The following is a 21,321-nucleotide window of genomic DNA, read 5'->3' on the forward strand; positions in this document are numbered from 1 at the left end:
GTTCCATTGGTTTATCAAAATCCGGCCCGGCAGGCCGCTTGCGGCCGCCTCACCGCTTTCTCATGAACGCAGGGATTCCCTTTCGGAAATCCCCTGCCGTTTTACTCTTTTCTTACTACTCGTCACCGAAGCTGATGCCGGTCATCTTCGCCTCTTTGATGATATCAGATTTCGGATCTACCATCTTCAGCTTGCCAGCCACTTCCTGAAGCGGAACTTTCACGATCTGCTCATTCTTGATGCCGACCATGAAGCCGTATTTCTCTTTCAGGATCAGTTCTGCTGCCGCAGCACCCAGACGGGTCGCCAGTACACGGTCATACGGACACGGAGTTCCTCCTCTTTGCATATGACCCGGAACGGTAATTCTGACTTCCTGGTCGGTACGGTTCTGAATCTTCTCAGCCAGCTCGTAAGCAACAGACGGGTATGTCTTCTTTGCCTGCTTCTCTTTTAATTTCTTCTTCGAAAGCTTTGCGTCTTCTTTGGAAATCGCACCCTCCGCCACTGCAATGATGGTGAATCTCTTTCCGGCTTTAGCACGGGCGTTAATCGCATTAACCACAACGTCCAGATCATACGGAATCTCCGGAAGCAGAATGATATCCGCGCCGCCTGCGATACCTGCGTGCAGTGTCACATAGCCAACCTTGTGTCCCATAACCTCGATAATAAACACACGGCTGTGAGAGGTAGCGGTGGTATGTATCCGGTCGATGGTATCTGTCGCAATGTCTACCGCACTCTGGAAACCAAAGGTCATATCTGTTCCCCAAAGGTCATTGTCGATGGTCTTCGGAAGTGTGATGACATTCAGGCCTTCCTCGCGCAGAAGATTCGCGGTCTTATGCGTACCATTTCCGCCGAGAACTACCAGGCAGTCCAGGTTCAGCTTGTGGTAGGTATGCTTCATTGCCTCCACCTTGTCAATTCCGTCCGGGCCCGGAACACGCATCAGCTTAAACGGCTGTCTGGAGGTTCCAAGGATCGTTCCGCCCACGGTCAGAATACCGGAGAAATCGCGGGAAGTCAGCATCTTGAAGTTCGAATAGATGAGTCCCTTATATCCTTCCTGGAATCCGTAGATCTCCACGTCATCTCTCTTGGTGAAAATTCCCTTTACAACACCGCGCATTGCCGCGTTCAGCGCCTGGCAGTCGCCTCCGCTGGTCAGCATTCCAATTCTTAACATTTTTTTCACACATCCTTTCTTTTTTCATGGACAAACATCTAATTTATTATAACCGATTCTTGTGATTGAGACAAGGGGAAATGAAGCCGTTGACTCTTTTAAACAAAAAGACTATACTAATAGAAGAAAATTTTGAAGAAAGTCAGGTAATCCTATGGAACGAAACGAATTATGCTGGTGCGGCAGTGGCAAGAAATACAAAAAATGCCATCGCATTATAGAAGATAAAATTGCTTATCATGCGGACAGAGGGGAAATCGTCCCCACCCGCGATATTTTAAAAACCATTCCTCAGATCGAGGGAATCCGCAAAAGCGCCGAGCTTAACACCGCCGTGCTGGACCACGTAGCCGCGCATATCCATGCAGGCATGAGTACGGAGGAGATTGACCGTCTGGTCTATGATTTTACCGTCTCACACGGAGGGATTCCGGCCCCGCTTAATTACCAGGGCTTCCCGAAAAGTGTGTGCACCTCCATCAATAATGAAGTCTGCCACGGAATTCCGGATGAATCCATCATACTGGAGGACGGGGACATCATCAATGTCGATGTCTCTACCATTCTGGACGGCTATTTTTCCGACGCTTCCCGTATGTTCCTGATTGGAAATGTGAGCGAGCGGGCCAAACGTCTGGTGACCGTGACCGAGGAATGCGTAAAGCTGGGACTTGCGCAGGCAAAACCCTGGAATCATCTGGGCGACATCGCTGACGCCATCAATTCCCACGCAAAAAGGAATGGATATTCTGTCGTAGAAGATATCGGCGGACACGGAGTTGGTCTGGAATTCCACGAGGAGCCGTGGGTCAGCTACGTGACTCCGAAGGGAAGCGAGATGCTTCTGGTTCCGGGCATGATTTTTACCATTGAACCGATGATCAACGAAGGCAGACCGGATTTCTTTATTGACGAAGATAATGGCTGGACGGTATACACCGAAGATGACGGGCTTTCCGCGCAGATCGAGTATATGGTGCTGATTACTGAAGACGGGGCGGAAGTGTTGACGAAATAGGGGCGTCTGCCGCAGGACTGTACAGATGCCTGACAACAGAAAAGGTCTGGACGAGATGGATTTTTCTCGCGCCAGACCTTTTCCTCTAAAAGCGATACCCTCGCTATTTCGCATACCCAATAAACGTATTTCCTCCATCTTCCACCATGCTATCCATCTGTGCAAACGTCACGGAATGCCTCTGCCCGTCGGAAGGATCAAGGTACGCCACATTCGTCTTATTATACCCAATCAGCAACACCGCACGATTCTCTCCCAGCACGGCGATCACCGGCGTCTCGCGGCTGATCGTATAGAGAATTTCCTCCGTAGTACAGCCGGACAGATCCAACCCCTCACCGCCGGTATAGGTCGCAAGGATCTGCTCCGGAGCCGTGCCATTTTTCACATCCTCCGCGAAATCCGCTTCCCTGCCTTCCTTCGCAAGAATCTGTTTCATACACGCCTCCATTGTGCTCTGGCCTTCTTCTGCCTGAAAAGCCTCCATGCCATCCACCTCATACTTGGCCGGCTTGTTTCCTCTCTCCCAAACATAAGCCTGCCGGGAAGAAACCGCTACTCCATACATGTAATCGGCCTGTCTGACAGCAAGGCCGGCATGGTCATATACCCCCTGCAATTCGCCCAGCGCAAAAACATAATATTTTCCGTTCGTCCGGGATTCATCAAAGCTGATGGTCTGCGGCTGGTCAAATAGCACCTGTTTTGGTTTCAACAATTTGGCATCTGCATCGGAAATACCGTCCGCAAAACGCAGGCGCACCACCGTACCGCGCACTTCATCGTTATATGTTTCCAAAGCGATATTACTCTCTTTTTTCTCCTCATTGTTGGTAATATAATCAGATGGCAGCTTGCTGTAAATGTTTCCATTTTTCGAAAACCGCTCCAGAGTCAGCATATTCTCATCCACATAACCGCCCAGGATATATACCTGGTCTGCCTGATACGTCTTCACCACTTCCTCTTTCTGATTCACGATCTCCACCTGGTACATTGGGATCACCGCCTCGCCGGTCACCGTCTGCCCGGCGTCTGACGCACGCAGAGTTCCATAAGCGAAATCGTCCCGGATAAATCCGATTGGTTTCAAATACTCCTCCCCTTCGCTGGTCACCTCAAAAGACTTCCCGTTCTTCAGATTCAGCACCGTCAGCTTCTGGCACTCATCGGGCCTCCCTCCCATGTTCTGATACGCCAGCAAATGTCCATCGTCAGAGACCGCATATTGTCCCGCGTCAAGACCGCGCACCAAAACTTCACGGGTATCCTCCTTCATATCCACCGAATACAATGTGCCGTCCATCATAACATACAGCTTTTCATTTTTGCTGCTGAAATAGACATGTTTGCCCAAATCCTCTTTCATGACATAGTACCCCTTCTGACTGGGCACAAACGCCTTCTCCTCCACCGAGTTCTTTTCTGCATGGAAGCTGTAAACTGCCACGCCATTCATGCCCTCATGCACTCCCCGGTTCATATACCCTGAAACAGTAAATATCGTATTTCCCTTCTTATCCACCGAAATAATATGAATCTCATGGCGGTCATAAAGATTCCGGATATCGGCACTTTCTGCATCTGCGAAGCTGAACACCAGCGACAGCTTATCCTCCTCCTTGTCATAGCTCCACAGCTCTCTATCCTGCACGAAAGAAACAATATTGCCTTCCGAATTATTCTGATATTCCAAATTCGTATCCACAACGCCCAGAAGAACTCCCTTTTGATCAAGCGAACCTTCCCCGCCGTCAAAACTCTGTTCCATCGTCCGGTCATAATCCAGGAGATATTTCTTCTCCCCCACGATCCTGATACGGAAAAATTCTTTCACGCTGTACAATGCCTCCGGGTCTTGTTTATACCCCGGACACCTCACATAATACCGAAGCTGTATCGAAGTATAGTTAGGATTACATTCCTTGACCTCCCATCTCACTTCTCCTTCCACGTCCGGCTTAAGTTCTCCCCAGGTCACATGGCTTAAGTCCGAGTGAATCGTCACATGACGGAACGTGGTATTGTCCCCCTCCGAATTGGACTCCAGGGCAGAGACAAAGCTGTCCGATGTCGTCTTGCTCAAGGCTTCCTCATGAAAATTCCCAGCATATTCAAGACAAGTCTTATAATTATTTTCCGAAGCATCTACAATCCTCGTATAATAATAAATCTCCTCTTCCTCCAGGTAGAGCGTGACCTTCAGCACACGTTCTTCATTTAACACATCTTCCGCCCGAAAACGCAGCTCGGCCGTCTCTCCTATTTCTTTTACCTCTCCGCTCTGCAGACATTCTTCCCCGTTTAAGGTGTAGACCTCCCAGCCCGCTTTTTCGACCTCGGCATCGTACCGGTCTAATTTCATCGTCAGTTTATAATCCGTCACCGGAGTCACCGTATCGCGCATCGTGGTAAGCAGCATATCGGACTTGTAGCCCGGAAGCGAATTAATCTCATATCCCTCCGTCACAAACGAGATGCGCGGCAGGGTCGCACCGCCCATATCCGCACTCATATCCGTATTACCCCTGTTGGTCAGGTAGCTGAATACTATCACCGCCGCGATAAATACCGCGGTCAACACGCCCACGCGTACCGCAATTTTTTTAATCATACTTTCTCCCCTTTTCTATGCCGGGATGACATATTCTTTCGTCTGTTCTTTTCTTATTCATCAATCTCTCCGCAAGGCGCAGGCGTACTTCCCGGCATTCCTGCGAGCAAACGCCCCAGAGTCGGGTCAATATGAAGCATCTTTCTGCACGCCTCAATCTGCTCAGAATTCTTCCCCATCTTTCCAGTATATACCGCACGAATCAAAATATTCTTCGGCGTGTGTTCCATATCAATAAATTCCAGAATCTGCGTATCATAGCCTTCCCGTTTCAAATATTCCGCACGCATAGCGTCCGTCACCAGCGCCGCCATACGTTCCTTGATAAGTCCGTAGGAAAATAACGGGGCCAGCACTTCATTTTCCATCTGCCTGTTCAGCTCATGCTGGCAGCAGGGCACCGACAGAATCACCTTTGCCTTCCACCCCACCGCCTTCGCCAGCGCAAAATCCGTCGCCGTGTCGCAGGCGTGAAGCGTCACTACCATGTCCACTTCATCGCTTCCGGTATAATCTGCAATATTCCCCTCCAAAAATTTCAGCTTCTCATACCCGTACTTTACCGCCAGCTCATTACAATGCCGAATAACATCTGTCTTCAAATCCAATCCGATAATCCGAATATCATATCCCTTTAACTCATGCAAATAATAATACATAGCAAAGGTAAGATAAGATTTGCCGCACCCAAAATCCAGGATTGTCACCTCCCGTTCTCTCGGAAGCTGCGGAAGAATATCCTCAATAAATTCCAGAAAACGGTTAATCTGCCTGAACTTGTCGAACTTGGTACGAACAATCTTCCCTTCCTGCGTCATGACCCTCAGATCCTGCAGAAACGGCACCTGCGTCCCCTCCTCCAGAATGTATTTCTTACTGCGGTTATGCGACAGATCCGCCCGCTTCACTTCCCCGCTCTGGCGTTTCTTTTGGATCGTCACCTTCCCCTTCTTGCTGACCAGCACCTGAATCCTTTGCTTCGTCGTCTCCATCTGCATCTGCCTAAAGCCCGGCAACATCTGCACGATATACTCTCCCGCCTCATCCGCCGTCAAATTCCGGTGAAACGCCTGATTGTTCCGGTATTCCTCGCACTGGAACAAAAATTCTTCCCCCTTCATGACCGGGCGGATTTTAATCTTCTGATTCCCGCCCTTATCCCGCGGGCCACTGATGATAGCGGAAATAAAATCTATATTCAAATTCTCTTTTAAACAATCTTTTAACTGCTGCATTCAAATACTCCTTTGTAAAATATGGAATATAAATATTGTAAATGCAAAAAGGGGGATATGCAAGGGGATTTCGTAAATGTGTGGACGTATGAGGAGAGGAAGAGGGGGATAGCTCCGACGCTTAGCCCCCTCCGACTAGTGCACGTAGATGTAACTGTGCGGGGTAGTCGGCCAGAGGGCCTCCTGCCCCGCGCAGTAACATCTACGGCACGGATTCTACGGGTGCGCCGCTTAACCTTCGCAATCCCCCTCTTCCTCTCCTCATACTCCTCGCATTTGACTCAAGACGGAAGTAACCATGGCGGCTTCGCCGCCACGCACTCACGTGCGTACTCAATTTTGCACCATGCCCCTTTACGCCCCCAATAGTGACCTAGCAAGAGAACAAATCAAATACTGTTAAATAGTGAAACAGTAAAAGTTGTGTGGAAAATCAAGAAAGAAATTAAGGTTAAAATTCCCCATCTCTTCCAGAACCTAACAAGAACTCCCTCCCCCTCTCCCAATCACCTCCCCTCCGGAACTCAACAACGTCCCATCAAACAACACACTTCATCCGAACCACAACCTTAAACAAATCCCCATCCAGATAAAGTTCAAAACTCCCCCCCTGAAGTTCCATCAGGTTCTTCGCAATGGAAAGTCCAAGTCCACTGCCTTCCGTGCTTCGCGACATATCGCCCCGGATAAACCGTTCCGTCAGCTCATCGGCTGTGATATTGAGTGCCTGTTCCGATATATTTTTCAAAGTAAATCCCACTTCATCCCCCGTTCTCTTCAGATCCGCATAGACACGGGTTCCCTGCATCGCATATTTTGCAGCATTATTGAAAATATTGGCAAGGACTCTCCACATTCTTCTTCCGTCGGCATTTATGATCACCGGTTCGTCGGGAACCTTTACCAGCAGGGTCAGATTTCTTGCCTCAAATTTCTCTTCCAATTCTGCGCAAGTCTGATTGATTAGTTCTACCAGGTTCAGATTCATCATCTCCAGCTTAATATTGCCGCTGCTCACCTTGGAGGCCTCCACAACGTCCTCGGTCAGGGTCTTCAGCCTCTGGGATTTTTCTTCCAGCACCTTCAGATAATTCTGAACCTTCGGATCTTCAAAATTCTCCCGTTTTAAAAGCTCTACATAATTGATAATAGAGGTAAGCGGCGTCTTGATATCGTGGGATACATTGGTAATCAGATCCGTTTTCATACGTTCATTCTTCATGCTCTGTTCCACCGCATTTTCCAGGCCGTCTCCAATCTGATTGATTGCCTGTGCCACCTTTAGCTGTTCCCCTTTCAGCCCTTCCAGAGGAATCTGGAAATCTACCTGACCGCCTGCGATTGTTTCCACTCCTCTTTTGATTCGTTCACGTCCGATTGCACTGTATGTCAGATATACAAACATAATCAAATCCACAAAAAAAATCAGCAGGAAAACAAATCCGCCTTCCATATAATAAGAACTACTATACCAGAGAATCACTAACAACTGGCATAATACAAACCCGCCAAACGCCAAAACCGTTTTCCAGATCAGATTCATATGCGAAAAAATAAGTTTCGTAAATTCTGCCAGTACTTTCAGCAAACTGTTCTCCCAGAGAGTCCTGGCTTTAATTCTGCGCGCCATTCCCAGCCACAGGAAAAGCCCTGCCGCACAATCAAGCACAGCCGCCATCGTCAGAAACAAAAGTTTATACGGCGTTATCCCCACTGTCATGGCAAGGGTTGAATATGCAATACTTTCTCCATATGTCAAATAAGAAGACATAGACTGCACATCAAAAACTGAGACCACCTCTTTGACCATTGCAACGGAAGCAATCAGCGCCAGAACCAGAACACCTCCCGCGATTGCAAGAAAAATTTCCGTCTTTATTCGGTCCACAAACATCAGACTTATGCCTTCCTCCCGGTTATTTCTGCCAGCAATCACCGTAAGCCAGATCAGGCATACCACAAATCCGATTCCGCCCAATATCATGGTCACCGCCACGACACTCGATAAGGATGTATATCGATTATATTGTTGATATTCCTGATAAAAAGAATCCTGAATCGGATACTTTGTATCCACAGCAAACACACAAATATGATTTTCGGAGGACAGATTACCATCTATCGTCTTCCAGGTGGTAGCAGACATGCCGGTATTCGTTTTAAAATCTGCGAGCTTTGGTGTAACAACTGTATATTTCCCCGATTCCGTAATGCTCTCTACATTCGCCTTCCACGAATCAAAGTTCTGATATGCCTCACGGTTGGTGTAAATGGTCTTGCTTTCCAAATCTACAATAAGATACGTAAAATTCGTATTTCCCTCAGACCATACTTCCGCACTGTTCTGACACTCATTGACTGTGGCTGAAATGCTCTCCACTGTATAAGACAGCATCTCCATGACTCTGGCTAATTTCCCGTTCCATTTTGGATTGTTGTTTACAATTTCCAAAATATTTTCAGCGCCGTCAGGAGCATATTCCTCCGCCATCTCTACCCCGTCATAAATCCAGCAATTCGTATAGATGATTTTTCTGTCCTTGTCCACCATATTCCGGGACATTTCGCTTTGCGCTCCGGCAAACAGATGGTTCAGTACATCTTCCTCGTCCTGAATTCCCCATTCCTCTTTTAACTGGTCATTAAGCAGTGCAGAGAATTGAATTTCTTTTTTCTCCACCAGTTCACGGAATTCATCGGCATAGTAATAGTGATACGTTCCGTCTTCACGCTTGCAGACTACGATATTTCCACGGGTATCCTCTTCACTTACGACGCCCCTCTCTCCCCATTTCATCAAGTCGCCCAGATGGTACGCAATTCCGCTTTGATTCTCGCCCGTAATGATATTCTTGTCGTTGTAAGCTTCCAGATCAACGAGCTTATTTTCGTCAAATGCTCCATCTGTCTCAAACTCTTTTAGAAGCGGCTGCGACCACGCCACCTCATTCGCTGCACTTAAGAACCTGGTCTCAAACGTCTGGGAATCCTCATATTCCTTCTTTGTAAAGACCACATCGTCCAGATTTGCCGCCGGATAAGATAGAAGCCAGAACAGCGAGACTACCAGCACAGCAGCAAAAATATGCTCCAGAACCACCAATGCGCCTTTGCACGGTGCGCTCCGATACCATTTATTCATAATGCCTCCTAACTGATCTTTTCCACCTTATATCCGACTCCCCATACCACCTTTAGATAACGTGGTTCTTTGGGATTGATCTCGATCTTCTCCCGAATATGCCGGATATGAACCGCAACGGTATTGTCTGCTCCGATCGCGTCCTCGTTCCAGATTCTCTCGTATATCTGATCGATGGAAAATACCTTTCCCTGATTTTTTACCAACAGTAACAAAATATTGTATTCGATAGGGGTCAGCTTCACCGCCTCCCCATCGACAGTCACCTCTTTTAAGTCGTCCCGGATAACAAGACCTCCTGTCCGGTATTCGTCTTTGTTTTCCTGATTTGCCGTGCTGCCAAGCTGCGTATAACGGCGGAGCTGGGATTTGACGCGTGCCACCAGTTCAAGCGGGTTAAATGGCTTGACCATGTAATCGTCCGCCCCCACATTCAGTCCCAGAATCTTGTCTGCGTCTTCCGACTTGGCCGACAAAATAATGATCGGCAGGCGCATCTCTTCCCGAATCTTAAGAGTCGCCCGAATCCCATCCAGGCGCGGCATCATGACATCCATGATCAAGAGGTCCACATCATTTGCCTTCAGGACCTTGATTGCTTCCTCCCCGTTATATGCTTTTAGTACCTTGTACCCTTCCTGGGTCAGGTAAATATCGATCGCTTCTACAATATCTTTATCATCGTCACATACTAAAATCGTAGACATTATTCATCACCTCCCTTATAGTATACAAGAATAACAGGGAATTTTTAAGAGAGGGAAAGGAGATTTATTAAAAATTCTTTAAGATATAAAATAACAGGACAGAGGCCGTACTCATGCAGTCTCTGTCCTGTTATTCTCATTTATTTACTATTCATTCTCCTTCTTTTTTGCCAACACCGTCAAATCTTCCGGAATTGTCCTCTCATGACGGTCCAGACTTTCATAAAGACTATCATATAACATCTGCGGATTCTGTTCACGCAATGCCTTTAGGAAAACTTCATGATCTTTAATAATATAAAACGCTGTCGTTGAATCATTAGAGTGATGCTTTCCGTAGGTCAGCTTATAAAATGCAAGGCTGTTCCACAGGCTTTCCGCCATTTCCGTTAGTTTTGGGAGGCCTGATTCTCTGTATATTGCGAAATGAAATTCTTTATTGTATTTGAACAATTGCCTCGCATCATACGATTCCATGGTACAGGTTTCCAATAATTTCTGCTGAATTTCTTCAATCTCGGCTAATTTCTCAGCAGTTATATTTGCACACGCATGGTATGCAAGAAGAGGTTCCAGTGCTTTTCTCCCAAGATATATTTCCTTGACATCCTTCTCATCCAAACTGGCAACGTGGACGCCTACATAAGGCTCTGAGACGATCAGCCCCATTCTTGTCAGCGTTTTAAACGCCTCACGAACAGGGGTCTGGCTTACCCCAAGACTCGTTGCCACCTCATCCAATGTGAGTTTTTCTCCCATTTTTAATGTTCCATCCATGATGAGGTTAATGAGCGCTTCTGTAGTCATTTCAGATAAACTCTGGTGTTTTTTCTTAATTGGAGCAATCTTATTCATATATCAAACCTATCTTTCCCTTTATTTTGTTTCTGTCAAAAAATGTAATACACATCCATAACATAAACAGTATACCATATATTACCAATTTTTAAATATTTAATATTTGATATTTTGTATCTGATCTATCTTTTTCAGAGGACGCCTGCACTTTCATCCCAAAATTGTATCCCAAATATATCCCAAATAAGAAAGTGCAGGCTTAGTAGATAGGCTGTGTCAGACGCTTTTCTTCGACCTGCGCGTACGGGTAACAATGTCGATCCATACCATGAGAATGATAACAACACCCACCGCAAAATTCTGCCAGTTCGAATTCACTCCTACTATATTCATAATATTTACTATAATCGTCAGGATAATCGCTCCAATAATGGTTCCTATGACTCCGCCCTGACCGCCGAGAAGAGAGGTCCCTCCCATCACGACTGCTGCCACAATCTGAAGACCATAGGTTTCACTCATCCCCGCATCAGCAGCATTCAGCCTTGCTGTCATCATAATGCCGCCCAAAGAACCGGTAGCTCCGCAAAGTATATAAGATGCCAGAAGTGTTCCAAGGCAGTTGATCGCAGAATAGTTCGCTGCATCCATATTAAACCCGATCATATAAATATTCCGTCCAAATGTTGTCTTTTGCAGTAAAACATACATGATCAAAACCATGACCCCTGAAATGATGATCGGCAGCGGGATTGGTCCAATATATCCGATTCCAATATATGTGAAATGCGACGGCAGGCCGTAAATCACTCCACCATTCATAACAATCATCGCAATCCCCGACGCTACCATATTCATACCGTAGGTCGCCACAAAAGACGGCAGCCTCAGCACCCCGACGAGCAATCCATTAATGATTCCGATTATCACACCAATCGACATGCTCAGTATCATGGCAAGCGGCATGGAGACCTCTGACACCAAAAGCTGTGCACAGACACACCCCGTAAGGGCCGCGCAGGACCCCACCGAAAGATCAATATTTCCCGTCAGTACCACTGCCGTAAGCCCCAGGCTCAGCATTAATAAAATGCTCGCCTGCCTTAAAATAGTGATGAAGTTACCGATCGTCAAAAAGGACGGACTTAAGCAGGTCGACACGATAATCATTAATATAAGGCTCATCACTACATAAAAATAATTGGTATCCATAATTTTACGGAGAAATGTATTTTCTGTTGTTCTTTTCTTATCACTCATACAAATCACCTACATTTCCTGATGCTTCTTAATAAAAGCATCAAATATAATAGCCGCAAGCACTACTACTCCGATAATCGCATTCTGGAAAATGGATGAAATTCCAACCTGAGTCAGCCCGCTTTTCAGCACTTGAATCAACAGCACGCCAAAAATTGTTCCGCCCACGCCACCGCGTCCTTCACGCATAGAGGTCCCGCCAAGCAGAACTGCAGCAATCGCATTAAATTCAAACCCCGTTCCCGAGTTCGGGTTACCGGATTCGATTCGGCAGCATAGAAGCAAGCCGCCAATCCCCGCCATCACCGCTGCATATACAAACGCTTTTATCGTATTTTTGCTGACAGATGCTCCCGCCAGCGTCAGCGCTTCTGAATTTCCTCCAAGACCAGTTACCTTCATTCCAAATCTTGTCCTGCGAAGAACAATCCATGTGAACCCAAAACAAGCCAGTGCAATCCACACCGAATATGGTAAGCCCAGAAATTTTGTTTTGGCAATGGCCCGGAAAATCGGGTGGCTGAAATAAACCGTCTTGCTGTCACACGCAAGCAGTGCGATGGATTTGATAATATTCTGGGTACCCAAGGTTACAATAAATGCAGGAATCATGCCCTTTGCCACAATAAATCCATTTAAAAAACCAAATACGGCCGTGATAAGCAGCACGATCAAAATCGCCGCCCCCATCATAAACCCCTGGTTCAGCAGGACAATCCACAATACTGAGGTCGCACTGACGATGGATCCCAGAGACAGATCCGTTCCCTGAAGCAGAACGATGAGGGTCTGTCCGCAGGCAACCACAAGCAGCGGCGCAGCCTGGCTGAAAATATTGGTAATATTTTGTACGGTAAAATAATTGTCAACCAGCAAACCATAAATACACATGAGAATCAGCATCATATAGAGAGCCGGCGGTATTTTTGTCAGTCTTAATTTTTCCTTCACTTCCTCCACCTCAACTTCCCAAAAGCATCATTTGGCCGATCTTTTCCTGCGAAAACTCGCTGCGCTCCATCTGACCGACGATTCTGCCATTATTCATGATATACATTCTGTCACTCATACCGATAATTTCCTGCATTTCAGAAGAAATCATAAGAATGGATTTTCCCTCACTCGCAAGCTGATCCATAAGCGCATAGATTTCCATCTTCGCTCCTACGTCGATTCCTCTCGTCGGTTCGTCAAAAATTATGACGTCCGTATTAGCCGACAGCCATTTCGCCACAACAACCTTCTGCTGGTTACCTCCCGAAAGCGCAACCGCCAGCTTTTTGACACTGGGCGTCGCAATTTTCAGGCTTTTTACATAATCCTCGGCAACGCTGTCATTTTTCTTCTGATCGATCAGAAAATGTGGAAAAATTTTCTTTATGCTCACTGCCACCACGTTCCAGGAAATCGGAGCTCTCACTGCAAGCCCCAGCCTCTTTCGATCCTCCGGAAGAAGTCCGAGCCCCTGGCTTACTAAATATTTCGGTCGCTTTCGAGTTACATTTTTACCGTGAAGATAGACTTCTCCACTTTGTATTTTATCAATTCCAAATACCAGCCTTGCCATCTCGGTTCTGCCTGCACCGACAAGTCCTGCAAGTCCTACAATCTCCCCTTTGTTCACGACCAGAGAACATTCCTTTACCTTGCCTGCTTTGTCGCAAAGCTTCTCTGCTCTTAATGCTTCCCCTTCAAACTCATTGGGCGTTCTTACATAGACCTGACTGATATCACGTCCTACCATGAGATTTACCAGTTCCTCATCGGACAGATCGCCCTGCCTGAGAGTCTGAATGTATTTTCCATCCCGCAGCACCGTGATCCGGTCACCGATATATTGAAATTCTTTCATTCTATGTGAAACATAAATAATTCCGATATTTCGCTTTTTTAATAGATGAATCTGCTGAAAAAATGATTCCACTTCCCTGTCCGACAAGGTTGCTGTCGGCTCATCAAACACGATTATTTTAGGATCCGTAGATATTGCTTTTGCAATCTCTATCATCTGCTGCTCAGCAACGCCCAGATATTTCACCGGCTTTGTCGTATCTATATTTTCACAATTCAGGGTTTTTAAAATTTCTTTTGCCTGCTTCTGCATCAGCTTCTGATTCACAATACAGGTTCCTTTGTACACAGGCTCACGATTAAAAAAAATATTCTGTGCCGCATTTAAGTGCGGAATCATAGTCAATTCCTGATATACGGCCACAATTCCATTGTCGAGCGCCTCTTTCGGCGTCTTAAAATTCACCTTTTTCCCCTGGAAATAGATATCCCCTTTTTCGGGCTGATAAGCGCCCAGAATACATTTGGACAAAGTACTCTTCCCGGCCCCGTTTTCCCCTACCAGAATATGAACTTCCCCGGGGAACAAATCAAAATTCACATTATCCAGCGCCTTAACACCGGGAAATTCTTTTGTTAAACCTTCTACCTTTAAAATTGGTTCCATAGGGTCACCTCCACCTTTACTGAACTGCCGCGTCAGACAATGCCTCACTCATAACTTCAAGAGGGGTTCGCTATTGACATCGGCACCTTACCTGATACGGCAGTTCACTCAGTTTCTAAATACACCTGATCAGATGTCTATAGAACATCCGTATAAATGATTAATCGTACCAGGCTTCATCGCTCATATATCCGTCAATATTTTCAGATGTAATGAGTGGATTGTGTCTTTCCGCCGGAAACGGAATAAAATATTCTTCCGGAAGTGTTCCGTCATTCAGATACTGAACCAAATAGATCACCGCCAAATAAGTGGAACCATACGGGTCTGTATTATACGTACAATAAAGATCTCCATCCTTAACTGCCTGAGCCGCATCCTTGGATGCATCTGCGCCACCCACATAAACGCCGTCTATATTCATGGCTTTTAGTGCCTGGATCGCTCCAATCGCCATCTCATCATTACAGCTTGCAACGATTGTCAATTCATCCGCCACGCCTTCTCCCTGAAGCAGATTCTCCATGACCTGCATTCCTTCCGCACGTTTACAGTTCGCAGTTTGTGAAGCAATAATCTCAATATCCGGATACTCTGCCAGTGCATCCTCTATTCCCTGTTTTCTTTCTTCCATATTCTGAACACCTGCAGGGCCTTCCAGAATGATTGCTTTTCCTTTACCACCAGCAGCCTCACAGAGTTCTTTTGTTACCAGATAACCTGTCGCATAATAATCAACGCCGGTTCTCATAAAAGCGCCCTTTTCCGGTGCTGTTCCGATTGCCACTACCGGAATTCCCTTTTCATTCGCCAGATCAACAGCCGGCTGAATTCCCTTTGAATCAGAAGGATGAATTACAAATGCATCCACTCCCTGCTCAATCAGGGACTCCATAATAGAAACCTGCTCTTCAATAGAATCCTGTGTTGCAGGCGCCAGTGTCTGCACCGTGATATCAAGGTCTTTTCCTGCCTGTGCTCCGCCATCCCACATACCGATCATATAGGGGTTCGTAGAATTTCGGGTCATGACTACAATATTATATTTGTCCTTTGCCTTGACTTCTGTCCCAACAGACCTTCCAATACCGGTAATCGGCAGTGGCAGTTCATTCATCGCATAATCACTCGCACGGTTGACATTTACATTGAGGCTGAAGTCTTCGTTCACTTTTGCGCCTTCTTCTGCTTTCTCTACATCGACAGCTAATTCATCCCCGGTCTTGGTGCTGCCATCTGTTTTCTTACCTGTACATCCGGTCATCATCCCAAAGACCAATACCGTTGCCAATAATGCAGATACGATTCTCTTTTTCATTCTTTTTCCTCCTTAATGAAGTTTTGTCTTTTTCTGCATAATGCATTAGACATTTGATATTTTATTTTATATAAACTTACCATCTATTTGTACATTTTGTCAATATTTTTTCTCACTATTTTTATTTTTTAGATATTTTCCAACATTTTTCTCTTGACTATCCCGTTTTTTGTTGATATATTCTATATTAGATATTTGATATTTTATAAAATGTAGCTTTTAACCAAAATTCACTTATTACGAAAGGAAATTTATTATGAAAATTACAGTTCTTCTCGAAAACACAAGTATGTACAGCAAATATTTAAATTCCGAGCATGGCTTTTCAGCATGGATCGAAGATGAGGATGTCAAGATTCTTCTGGATACAGGATTTTCAGATAAGTTTATTCAAAATGCAGAAGCCCTTGGCATCGATCTTCGCCTTGCCGATTATGTCATTCTCTCCCATGGTCACTGGGACCACACCGGCGGCTTAAAACATCTTATTAAATATTACAAGGATAAGGCCATGGCAAAGAAGCCTATTCTTTTGTACACCAGCGATGATATCTTTTTAAAGAGATATGAGTTCAATTGGAACACTCCGGTCGGAATGGACGTCAGCAAAGAGGTGCTGGAGCAATACTTTGATGTCAGAGTAACTCCGGAGCCATTGTGGCTGACAAAGAATCTTGTGTATCTTGGCCTGACGGAAAGGACCAATGATTTTGAGCATGTTCATCCGCAGACTTCCCAGCAGCTTCGGGACGGCGTATGGTGCGATGACTGTGTTGACGAGGATACCGAACTTGCATATCTCCACAAAAACAAACAGGAGGTCAGCATCGTTGCAACCTGTGCACACTATGGAATATGTAACATTATGGAATATGCCAAAAAAGTGACCGGGGCAACACAGGTTAATACCTACCTGGGCGGTTCACACCTTCGTATTGATGAGGTTCCTCAGTCACAGGTTGACAAGACTTGCGAGTATGTGTCAAAGGCTAACCTTAAAAGCTTTTATATCTGTCATGATACAGATCTTCATTGCAAACGTGCTCTTTGGAACGCAACTCCGGAGGCAGCAAAAGAAACCGGAACAGGCCATGTGTTAGAATTGGAATAAGATTAAGATAAAAGGTTACTCTGTGTTTCTTTAGCTTAGTAACCTGAATGCAGACAGCCTCTCCATCCACTTTTCAGGACGGGGAGGCTGTCTGCATTCTGCAAATGAGATATTTTACAAATTTCTGCAAACTTGCAAAGTAACCATTGTATTTCTGATTTTCCGTGCTATAATTCTTTAGAGAAGTATCAGATTCTGAGCAGACAAAAAGAGCAGTTCGGAATAAACAAGAACTGCTCTGAATGTGATTCTTCTCAATTGTACCAATTCGCGGACGTTTAGCCTGAAATGATATGGGGATAGTATTTTCCCTCATTTGATAAAAATTCCAGATTTCGGATAAAACTGTAAGAAATCAATGGAAAAACCGGCCGAAAAAATTTTTTTGGGCATGCTTCGCAGACCTTCCGTTGGGAGGTCTTGAAAAAACAGTATGAATGGAACTGCTGTTTAGCTTGGTTTTGCATATGTCCTTCCGAGTTGTTCCATACTCGCACAGCCACATTCCGGACAGACACGGATATCATAATTCCAGACAGCCTTTAACAGTTCTGCTATAGATAAATCTGTATATTGTCGCTTGAATTTCTGGTATCCTTGTAGTTTGAAAATCAATTTCAGATTTTTTGATTTCATACGGTTATTTAGGAAACCATAGTAACGGATTTTTTGGAATCCTGATGGAAGTACATGCATCAGAAATCTTCGGATGAATTCTGTGTTCGGAAGAGTGATTTCCCGTTTAGGGTCACCGGGTTTTATTCCACGTGCCGAAAAAGTGGTTTCTGATTGTGTGACAGAGAGAATCCTGCTGTTGGAAATAGCAATCTTATGGGTATATCGTCCCAGATATTCGATTGCATTCCCAAAACCATTGAACGTCTCTTTGATGTAAGGACACCAGTCTTTTTCATATAGATTGTTTTTCCATTCTTTCCAACAGTAAGAGTTCTGGAGTTCTTTACAGGAAGAGGAAAAGGACAGCATTCTGTTCCGATAATAATTCTCTAGATGGGCAAGATATTTTCCTTTGAATTTATCGCGAAGCACTTTAACGGGAATAAAAAAAGTCCCTTTGGATTTCCGGATCTTTTGATCAGCAGTCAGACCGCCTCCGGATACGATACAATGCATGTGCACATGATAATCCAGTTCCTGGTTCCACGTGTGAAGAACCTGAATAATGCCGGGCGTTGCTCCGAGATACCTCTGATTTTGGGATAATTCCAGAAGTGTTTCGGCGGAACATCTGTGCAGAAGATTGTACAGGAGTTTCTGATTACAGTAGATCAGGGAGTTCAGTTCATGTGGGAGTGTGAACACCACATGAAAGTAAGGGGTGTCAATGACCTCTGCTCTCCGCTTATCTGCCCAGATTTCCATTCGTACAGCCTGGCAGTTGGGGCAGTTCCGATTCCGGCAGGAATTGTGGTGGACTTGCGTATGTCCACAGACTGTACATTGGCTGATGTTACAGCCGAGTTTTCCGGTTTTACAGTTAAGGATGGCATGAGAAGTCTTTTCCTGAACACCGGACTGGTGATGTAAGGCAGAAAAATTTTCATAGGAATAGTGCCAGATTTGGGAAATTTTACTGTTTGTCAACAAGAGCACCTCCAAACTGGTCAAAAGGACTAAGTGCCGCCTGTACCCCATTACTGGCAAGATGGACATAAATAGTGGTGGATAACAGTGATTTATGTCCAAGGAGCTCTTTGATTGTGAGCAGGTCAGTGCCATTTTCATAAAGATGGGTGCCAAAAGCATGGCGAAACGAGTGGCAGGTGAGTTTCTCATTCCAACGAAAAGTTTTGCGGTATTGCACAAATTTATTAGAGAAACTAGTAGAGCTATAGGGTGCATTTTCCTTTCGGTTCGCAGGGAAAAGCCAGTTTTTGGGTTTTCCACATTGGAACCAATAAGCAGTAAGTAAATCCAGGGCATACTTTGAAAGGATAGCGTACCTGGAAGAACGGTTCTTTGCATGCCGGATAAAGATCCTCATCTGTTTGCGGTCGATATCCTCATAACGGAGGGAACAGACTTCACCGAGACGAAGCCCGGAAGAATACATGAGAACAAGCATGGTTTTTTCTTTTATATCAGGGATATCGGAAAAATAACCAGAGATTTCTTCTCTTGTAGGGACAAACGGGATATAAGTGTCGAACTTACGTAGGGGGAGGTGGGTAGCATCCCAGGGCTTATGAAGAACATACATGGTAAAAAAACGGAGCTGGGAAATCGCACAGTTAATGGTGCGGTCAGACAGGTTTCTGCTATATGAAAGCCATCTGACAAAATCACGCAGTTCTGACCATGTCACTTCTTCAGGCTGTTTATGAAGAAAGCATTCAAGATAGTCCAGGTAAGCGCGAATGTAGGTACAGTAAGCAGATAAGGTATGGTCAGTAAGACCGCGAAGGGAAATCATTTCCCGAAAAGTATTGAAATATTTGTCCATGATAAAAAACTCCTTTGTGATGAAATGAAAAGTAATGTATTCCTCACGCAAGAAGGCGGTGGACGAATAAAAAAATAAGATAAGTAGTTGTTGAGTTTAAAAATCCATGATAAACTAAGCATAGCAGTTTTCTTGTATTGTTTTAGGTTGTCTTGTGGTGATTCAACAATAAAACAAATATAAAAAAACTGCTACTTTTATTTTGAGAAAAATGAAATTTTCAAGAAAAAGTAGTGGAATCACGTACTTAGGGCTAGCCGTCGCGTTAGCGACTTGGTACAATAATTTATATGGAAGCATAGCTCAGCTGGGATGAGCGTTCGCCTCACACGCGAGAGGTCATGGGTTCGAGCCCCGTTGCTTCCATTTTTTGATGGAATCCTTTAAAACTGCAGGTCCCAGTAACCATGCGGGTTTTGAGGTTTTCTATGTGGAAATTTTACTATCCTGATAGACATGTTTTTTCTTGGTTATGCAACACAAAATGTAACGCGAAAATAGAGGGGCATTCTTTGAAATAACGAAGCTGCCGTCGGCAATGACGGCGGCTTCAGCCTTACATTGAATACATTTATACTATCATTTATTGATTAAATGTAGAACATCGAACTTCATTTGTTTTTATTTAAGTTCTCGAAAAATATTAATTTCCCAGTTTTCATAATGAAAACTGGGAAATTAATATTTACTTTATTTCTTATTAAATCTTTATACTTTTTAATTCACTCAATATGGAACGCAAATAGCATACCCCTTAATATGCCCACTTGCACTCCAAATATAATATGTTAAAAAACAGAACCAATATCTTAGATAATTTTCAAATCACTTTTGGCGATTGTGTTTTATGCATACTTAACTTCAATTTTGGGCTTTTTTCCACATATGCGTTCATCCCCATATCCACCATCGCCTTTTTTTGCTTATTTGCCTTAACTTTTTTGAAACAATTTCGTTCTAATACGTTTTTCATAGAATACCTCCTCTCGCCTTAAATAGTTCAGGAACTTTCTCATGTAACTGCTGGGTATAGTTAAGAATAAGATTTGATAAAGCCTCCTGATTTTCATTTGTTACTTTTATTTCATTCTTACTGTCAAAGGCTACTATCGAATCAATATTTCCATCTTCACTAAAAGTCGGACATACTATAATAAACCTCAAATCACTAGTTTTGTTTTTCTGATAATCGTTTAAATTGTAATCTTTTTCATTACTAATAATTAAATTATCATCGTAGACCATTCTTCTAAAAGAAAAGCACTCTCCAACTAATCCTTGTTTATCAGCCTCAGGCAACACCTGAAACTTCAGATTGTTTGTCACTCCCGCTTCAGCCAGACCATCAATATTTTTAATACAAAAATAGAGTTCTTTTTCTTTTGAAAAAAAATTTTTTAAGTTCAACCAAATGCTTCTCTTTGGAACAAAAATACGGATATTTATATCACAATACTCTTTCCCTAAGCTTTTTGTTAAAGCCGCCACCATTATCTCTTTCGTATATTTCATTAACTCTGTGGCTTGCCTTCTATGTATGCTTTCCTTTATTTCAGCCATAATTAGATTTGATGTTAACAATACGAAAGTTAAAGATATGCCTAGAAAAGAAAAAGCATTTTTTAAAAACTCAACATCAATACCCGCTCCAACATATTGTTGTTTTTGCGCCCATTCAAGAACATTCGTCGAACCTAAAAAACTAAATAAAGCGGGAATTAACGAAAATATAACACCTCTTACCAATATAGCTTTTATGCTTCTCATCTTGCCGCCTCATATAATTATATTATATCATGAAATTGATGAATTATCCACATGATTTTTATAGTTATCCACACCATCCTTTGCGTTTTCCACACCTACTCTATGTTTTATGTGGATATATTAGCACATTTCCAATGTATTTTCAATAAGAGCGTAGTACTTGTCGAAATATGGCGAATTCGTTTTACAAACATAATATATACTTTTAACGCATAAAGCCCCGTGGTGAAAGTAACC

The 21,321-nt window shown here is 44.3% G+C and carries 16 protein-coding genes and 1 tRNA gene; 3 read left to right on the top strand and 14 right to left on the bottom strand.

Going from position 1 to position 21,321, the window contains the following annotated elements:
• Positions 1–115 precede the first annotated feature (115 nt).
• The gene (locus ABXS75_19685; protein ID XCP85208.1) at positions 116–1,192 is read right to left on the bottom strand and encodes an ATP-dependent 6-phosphofructokinase; all 1,077 of its coding nucleotides are present in this window, start codon (positions 1,190–1,192) and stop codon (positions 116–118) included.
• A gap of 154 nt (positions 1,193–1,346) precedes the next feature.
• Between ABXS75_19685 and ABXS75_19690 the strand changes: the two genes are divergently transcribed.
• On the top strand, positions 1,347–2,210 hold the full coding sequence (locus ABXS75_19690; protein XCP85209.1) for a methionyl aminopeptidase: 864 nt from the start codon (positions 1,347–1,349) through the stop codon (positions 2,208–2,210).
• Positions 2,211–2,313: 103 nt separating this feature from the next.
• Here the strand turns inward: ABXS75_19690 and ABXS75_19695 are convergent, their stop codons facing one another.
• The 9 genes from ABXS75_19695 to ABXS75_19735 form a co-directional block, all read right to left on the bottom strand.
• A complete protein-coding gene (locus tag ABXS75_19695; protein XCP85210.1) occupies positions 2,314–4,824 on the bottom strand; it encodes a hypothetical protein in 2,511 nt (836 codons plus the stop codon).
• A 53-nt stretch (positions 4,825–4,877) separates the two neighbouring features.
• Positions 4,878–6,059 carry an SAM-dependent methyltransferase gene (locus ABXS75_19700; GenBank protein XCP85211.1) on the bottom strand — a complete coding sequence of 394 codons (1,182 nt, stop codon included), beginning with the start codon at positions 6,057–6,059 and terminating at the stop codon, positions 4,878–4,880.
• Between the two features lie 538 nt (positions 6,060–6,597).
• Positions 6,598–9,201: a HAMP domain-containing sensor histidine kinase gene (locus ABXS75_19705; GenBank protein XCP85212.1), complete on the bottom strand. Its 2,604-nt coding sequence runs from the start codon at positions 9,199–9,201 to the stop codon at positions 6,598–6,600.
• An 8-nt stretch (positions 9,202–9,209) separates the two neighbouring features.
• Positions 9,210–9,908, bottom strand: a complete 699-nt coding sequence (locus tag ABXS75_19710; protein ID XCP85213.1) for a response regulator transcription factor — start codon at positions 9,906–9,908, stop codon at positions 9,210–9,212.
• 147 nt (positions 9,909–10,055) lie between these two features.
• Positions 10,056–10,763, bottom strand: a complete 708-nt coding sequence (locus ABXS75_19715) for a GntR family transcriptional regulator (protein ID XCP85214.1) — start codon at positions 10,761–10,763, stop codon at positions 10,056–10,058.
• Positions 10,764–10,982: 219 nt separating this feature from the next.
• Complete coding sequence (locus tag ABXS75_19720) at positions 10,983–11,966, bottom strand: ABC transporter permease (GenBank protein XCP85215.1); 984 nt, start codon at positions 11,964–11,966, stop codon at positions 10,983–10,985.
• A gap of 9 nt (positions 11,967–11,975) precedes the next feature.
• Complete coding sequence (locus ABXS75_19725) at positions 11,976–12,917, bottom strand: ABC transporter permease (GenBank protein ID XCP85216.1); 942 nt, start codon at positions 12,915–12,917, stop codon at positions 11,976–11,978.
• 10 nt (positions 12,918–12,927) lie between these two features.
• The gene (locus tag ABXS75_19730) at positions 12,928–14,424 is read right to left on the bottom strand and encodes a sugar ABC transporter ATP-binding protein (GenBank protein ID XCP85217.1); all 1,497 of its coding nucleotides are present in this window, start codon (positions 14,422–14,424) and stop codon (positions 12,928–12,930) included.
• 160 nt (positions 14,425–14,584) lie between these two features.
• Positions 14,585–15,742 carry a sugar ABC transporter substrate-binding protein gene (locus ABXS75_19735; protein ID XCP85218.1) on the bottom strand — a complete coding sequence of 386 codons (1,158 nt, stop codon included), beginning with the start codon at positions 15,740–15,742 and terminating at the stop codon, positions 14,585–14,587.
• A gap of 256 nt (positions 15,743–15,998) precedes the next feature.
• On the opposite strand from ABXS75_19735, the gene ABXS75_19740 reads away from it, so the two are divergent.
• Entirely contained in the window at positions 15,999–16,853 is an 855-nt protein-coding gene (locus tag ABXS75_19740; protein XCP85219.1) for an MBL fold metallo-hydrolase, read from the top strand.
• 450 nt (positions 16,854–17,303) lie between these two features.
• On the opposite strand, the gene ABXS75_19745 is transcribed toward ABXS75_19740, so the two are convergent.
• Positions 17,304–18,527 (bottom strand): IS91 family transposase, encoded by a 1,224-nt coding sequence (locus ABXS75_19745; protein XCP87204.1) that lies wholly within the window; start codon positions 18,525–18,527, stop codon positions 17,304–17,306.
• Positions 18,445–19,317 (bottom strand): tyrosine-type recombinase/integrase, encoded by an 873-nt coding sequence (locus ABXS75_19750; GenBank protein ID XCP85220.1) that lies wholly within the window; start codon positions 19,315–19,317, stop codon positions 18,445–18,447. The genes ABXS75_19745 and ABXS75_19750 overlap by 83 nt, the downstream gene beginning before the upstream one ends.
• Before the next feature lie 292 nt (positions 19,318–19,609).
• Between ABXS75_19750 and ABXS75_19755 the strand changes: the two genes are divergently transcribed.
• Positions 19,610–19,683 (top strand) — tRNA-Val (locus tag ABXS75_19755).
• 454 nt (positions 19,684–20,137) lie between these two features.
• Here ABXS75_19755 and ABXS75_19760 read toward each other — a convergent pair.
• Positions 20,138–20,290: a hypothetical protein gene (locus ABXS75_19760; protein ID XCP85221.1), complete on the bottom strand. Its 153-nt coding sequence runs from the start codon at positions 20,288–20,290 to the stop codon at positions 20,138–20,140.
• Entirely contained in the window at positions 20,287–21,084 is a 798-nt protein-coding gene (locus tag ABXS75_19765) for a hypothetical protein (GenBank protein XCP85222.1), read from the bottom strand. The genes ABXS75_19760 and ABXS75_19765 overlap by 4 nt, the downstream gene beginning before the upstream one ends.
• Positions 21,085–21,321: the final 237 nt, after the last annotated feature.

The organism is Roseburia hominis, from assembly GCA_040702975.1.
In the GTDB taxonomy this organism is placed as follows: Bacteria; Bacillota; Clostridia; order Lachnospirales; family Lachnospiraceae; genus Allocoprococcus; species Allocoprococcus hominis_A.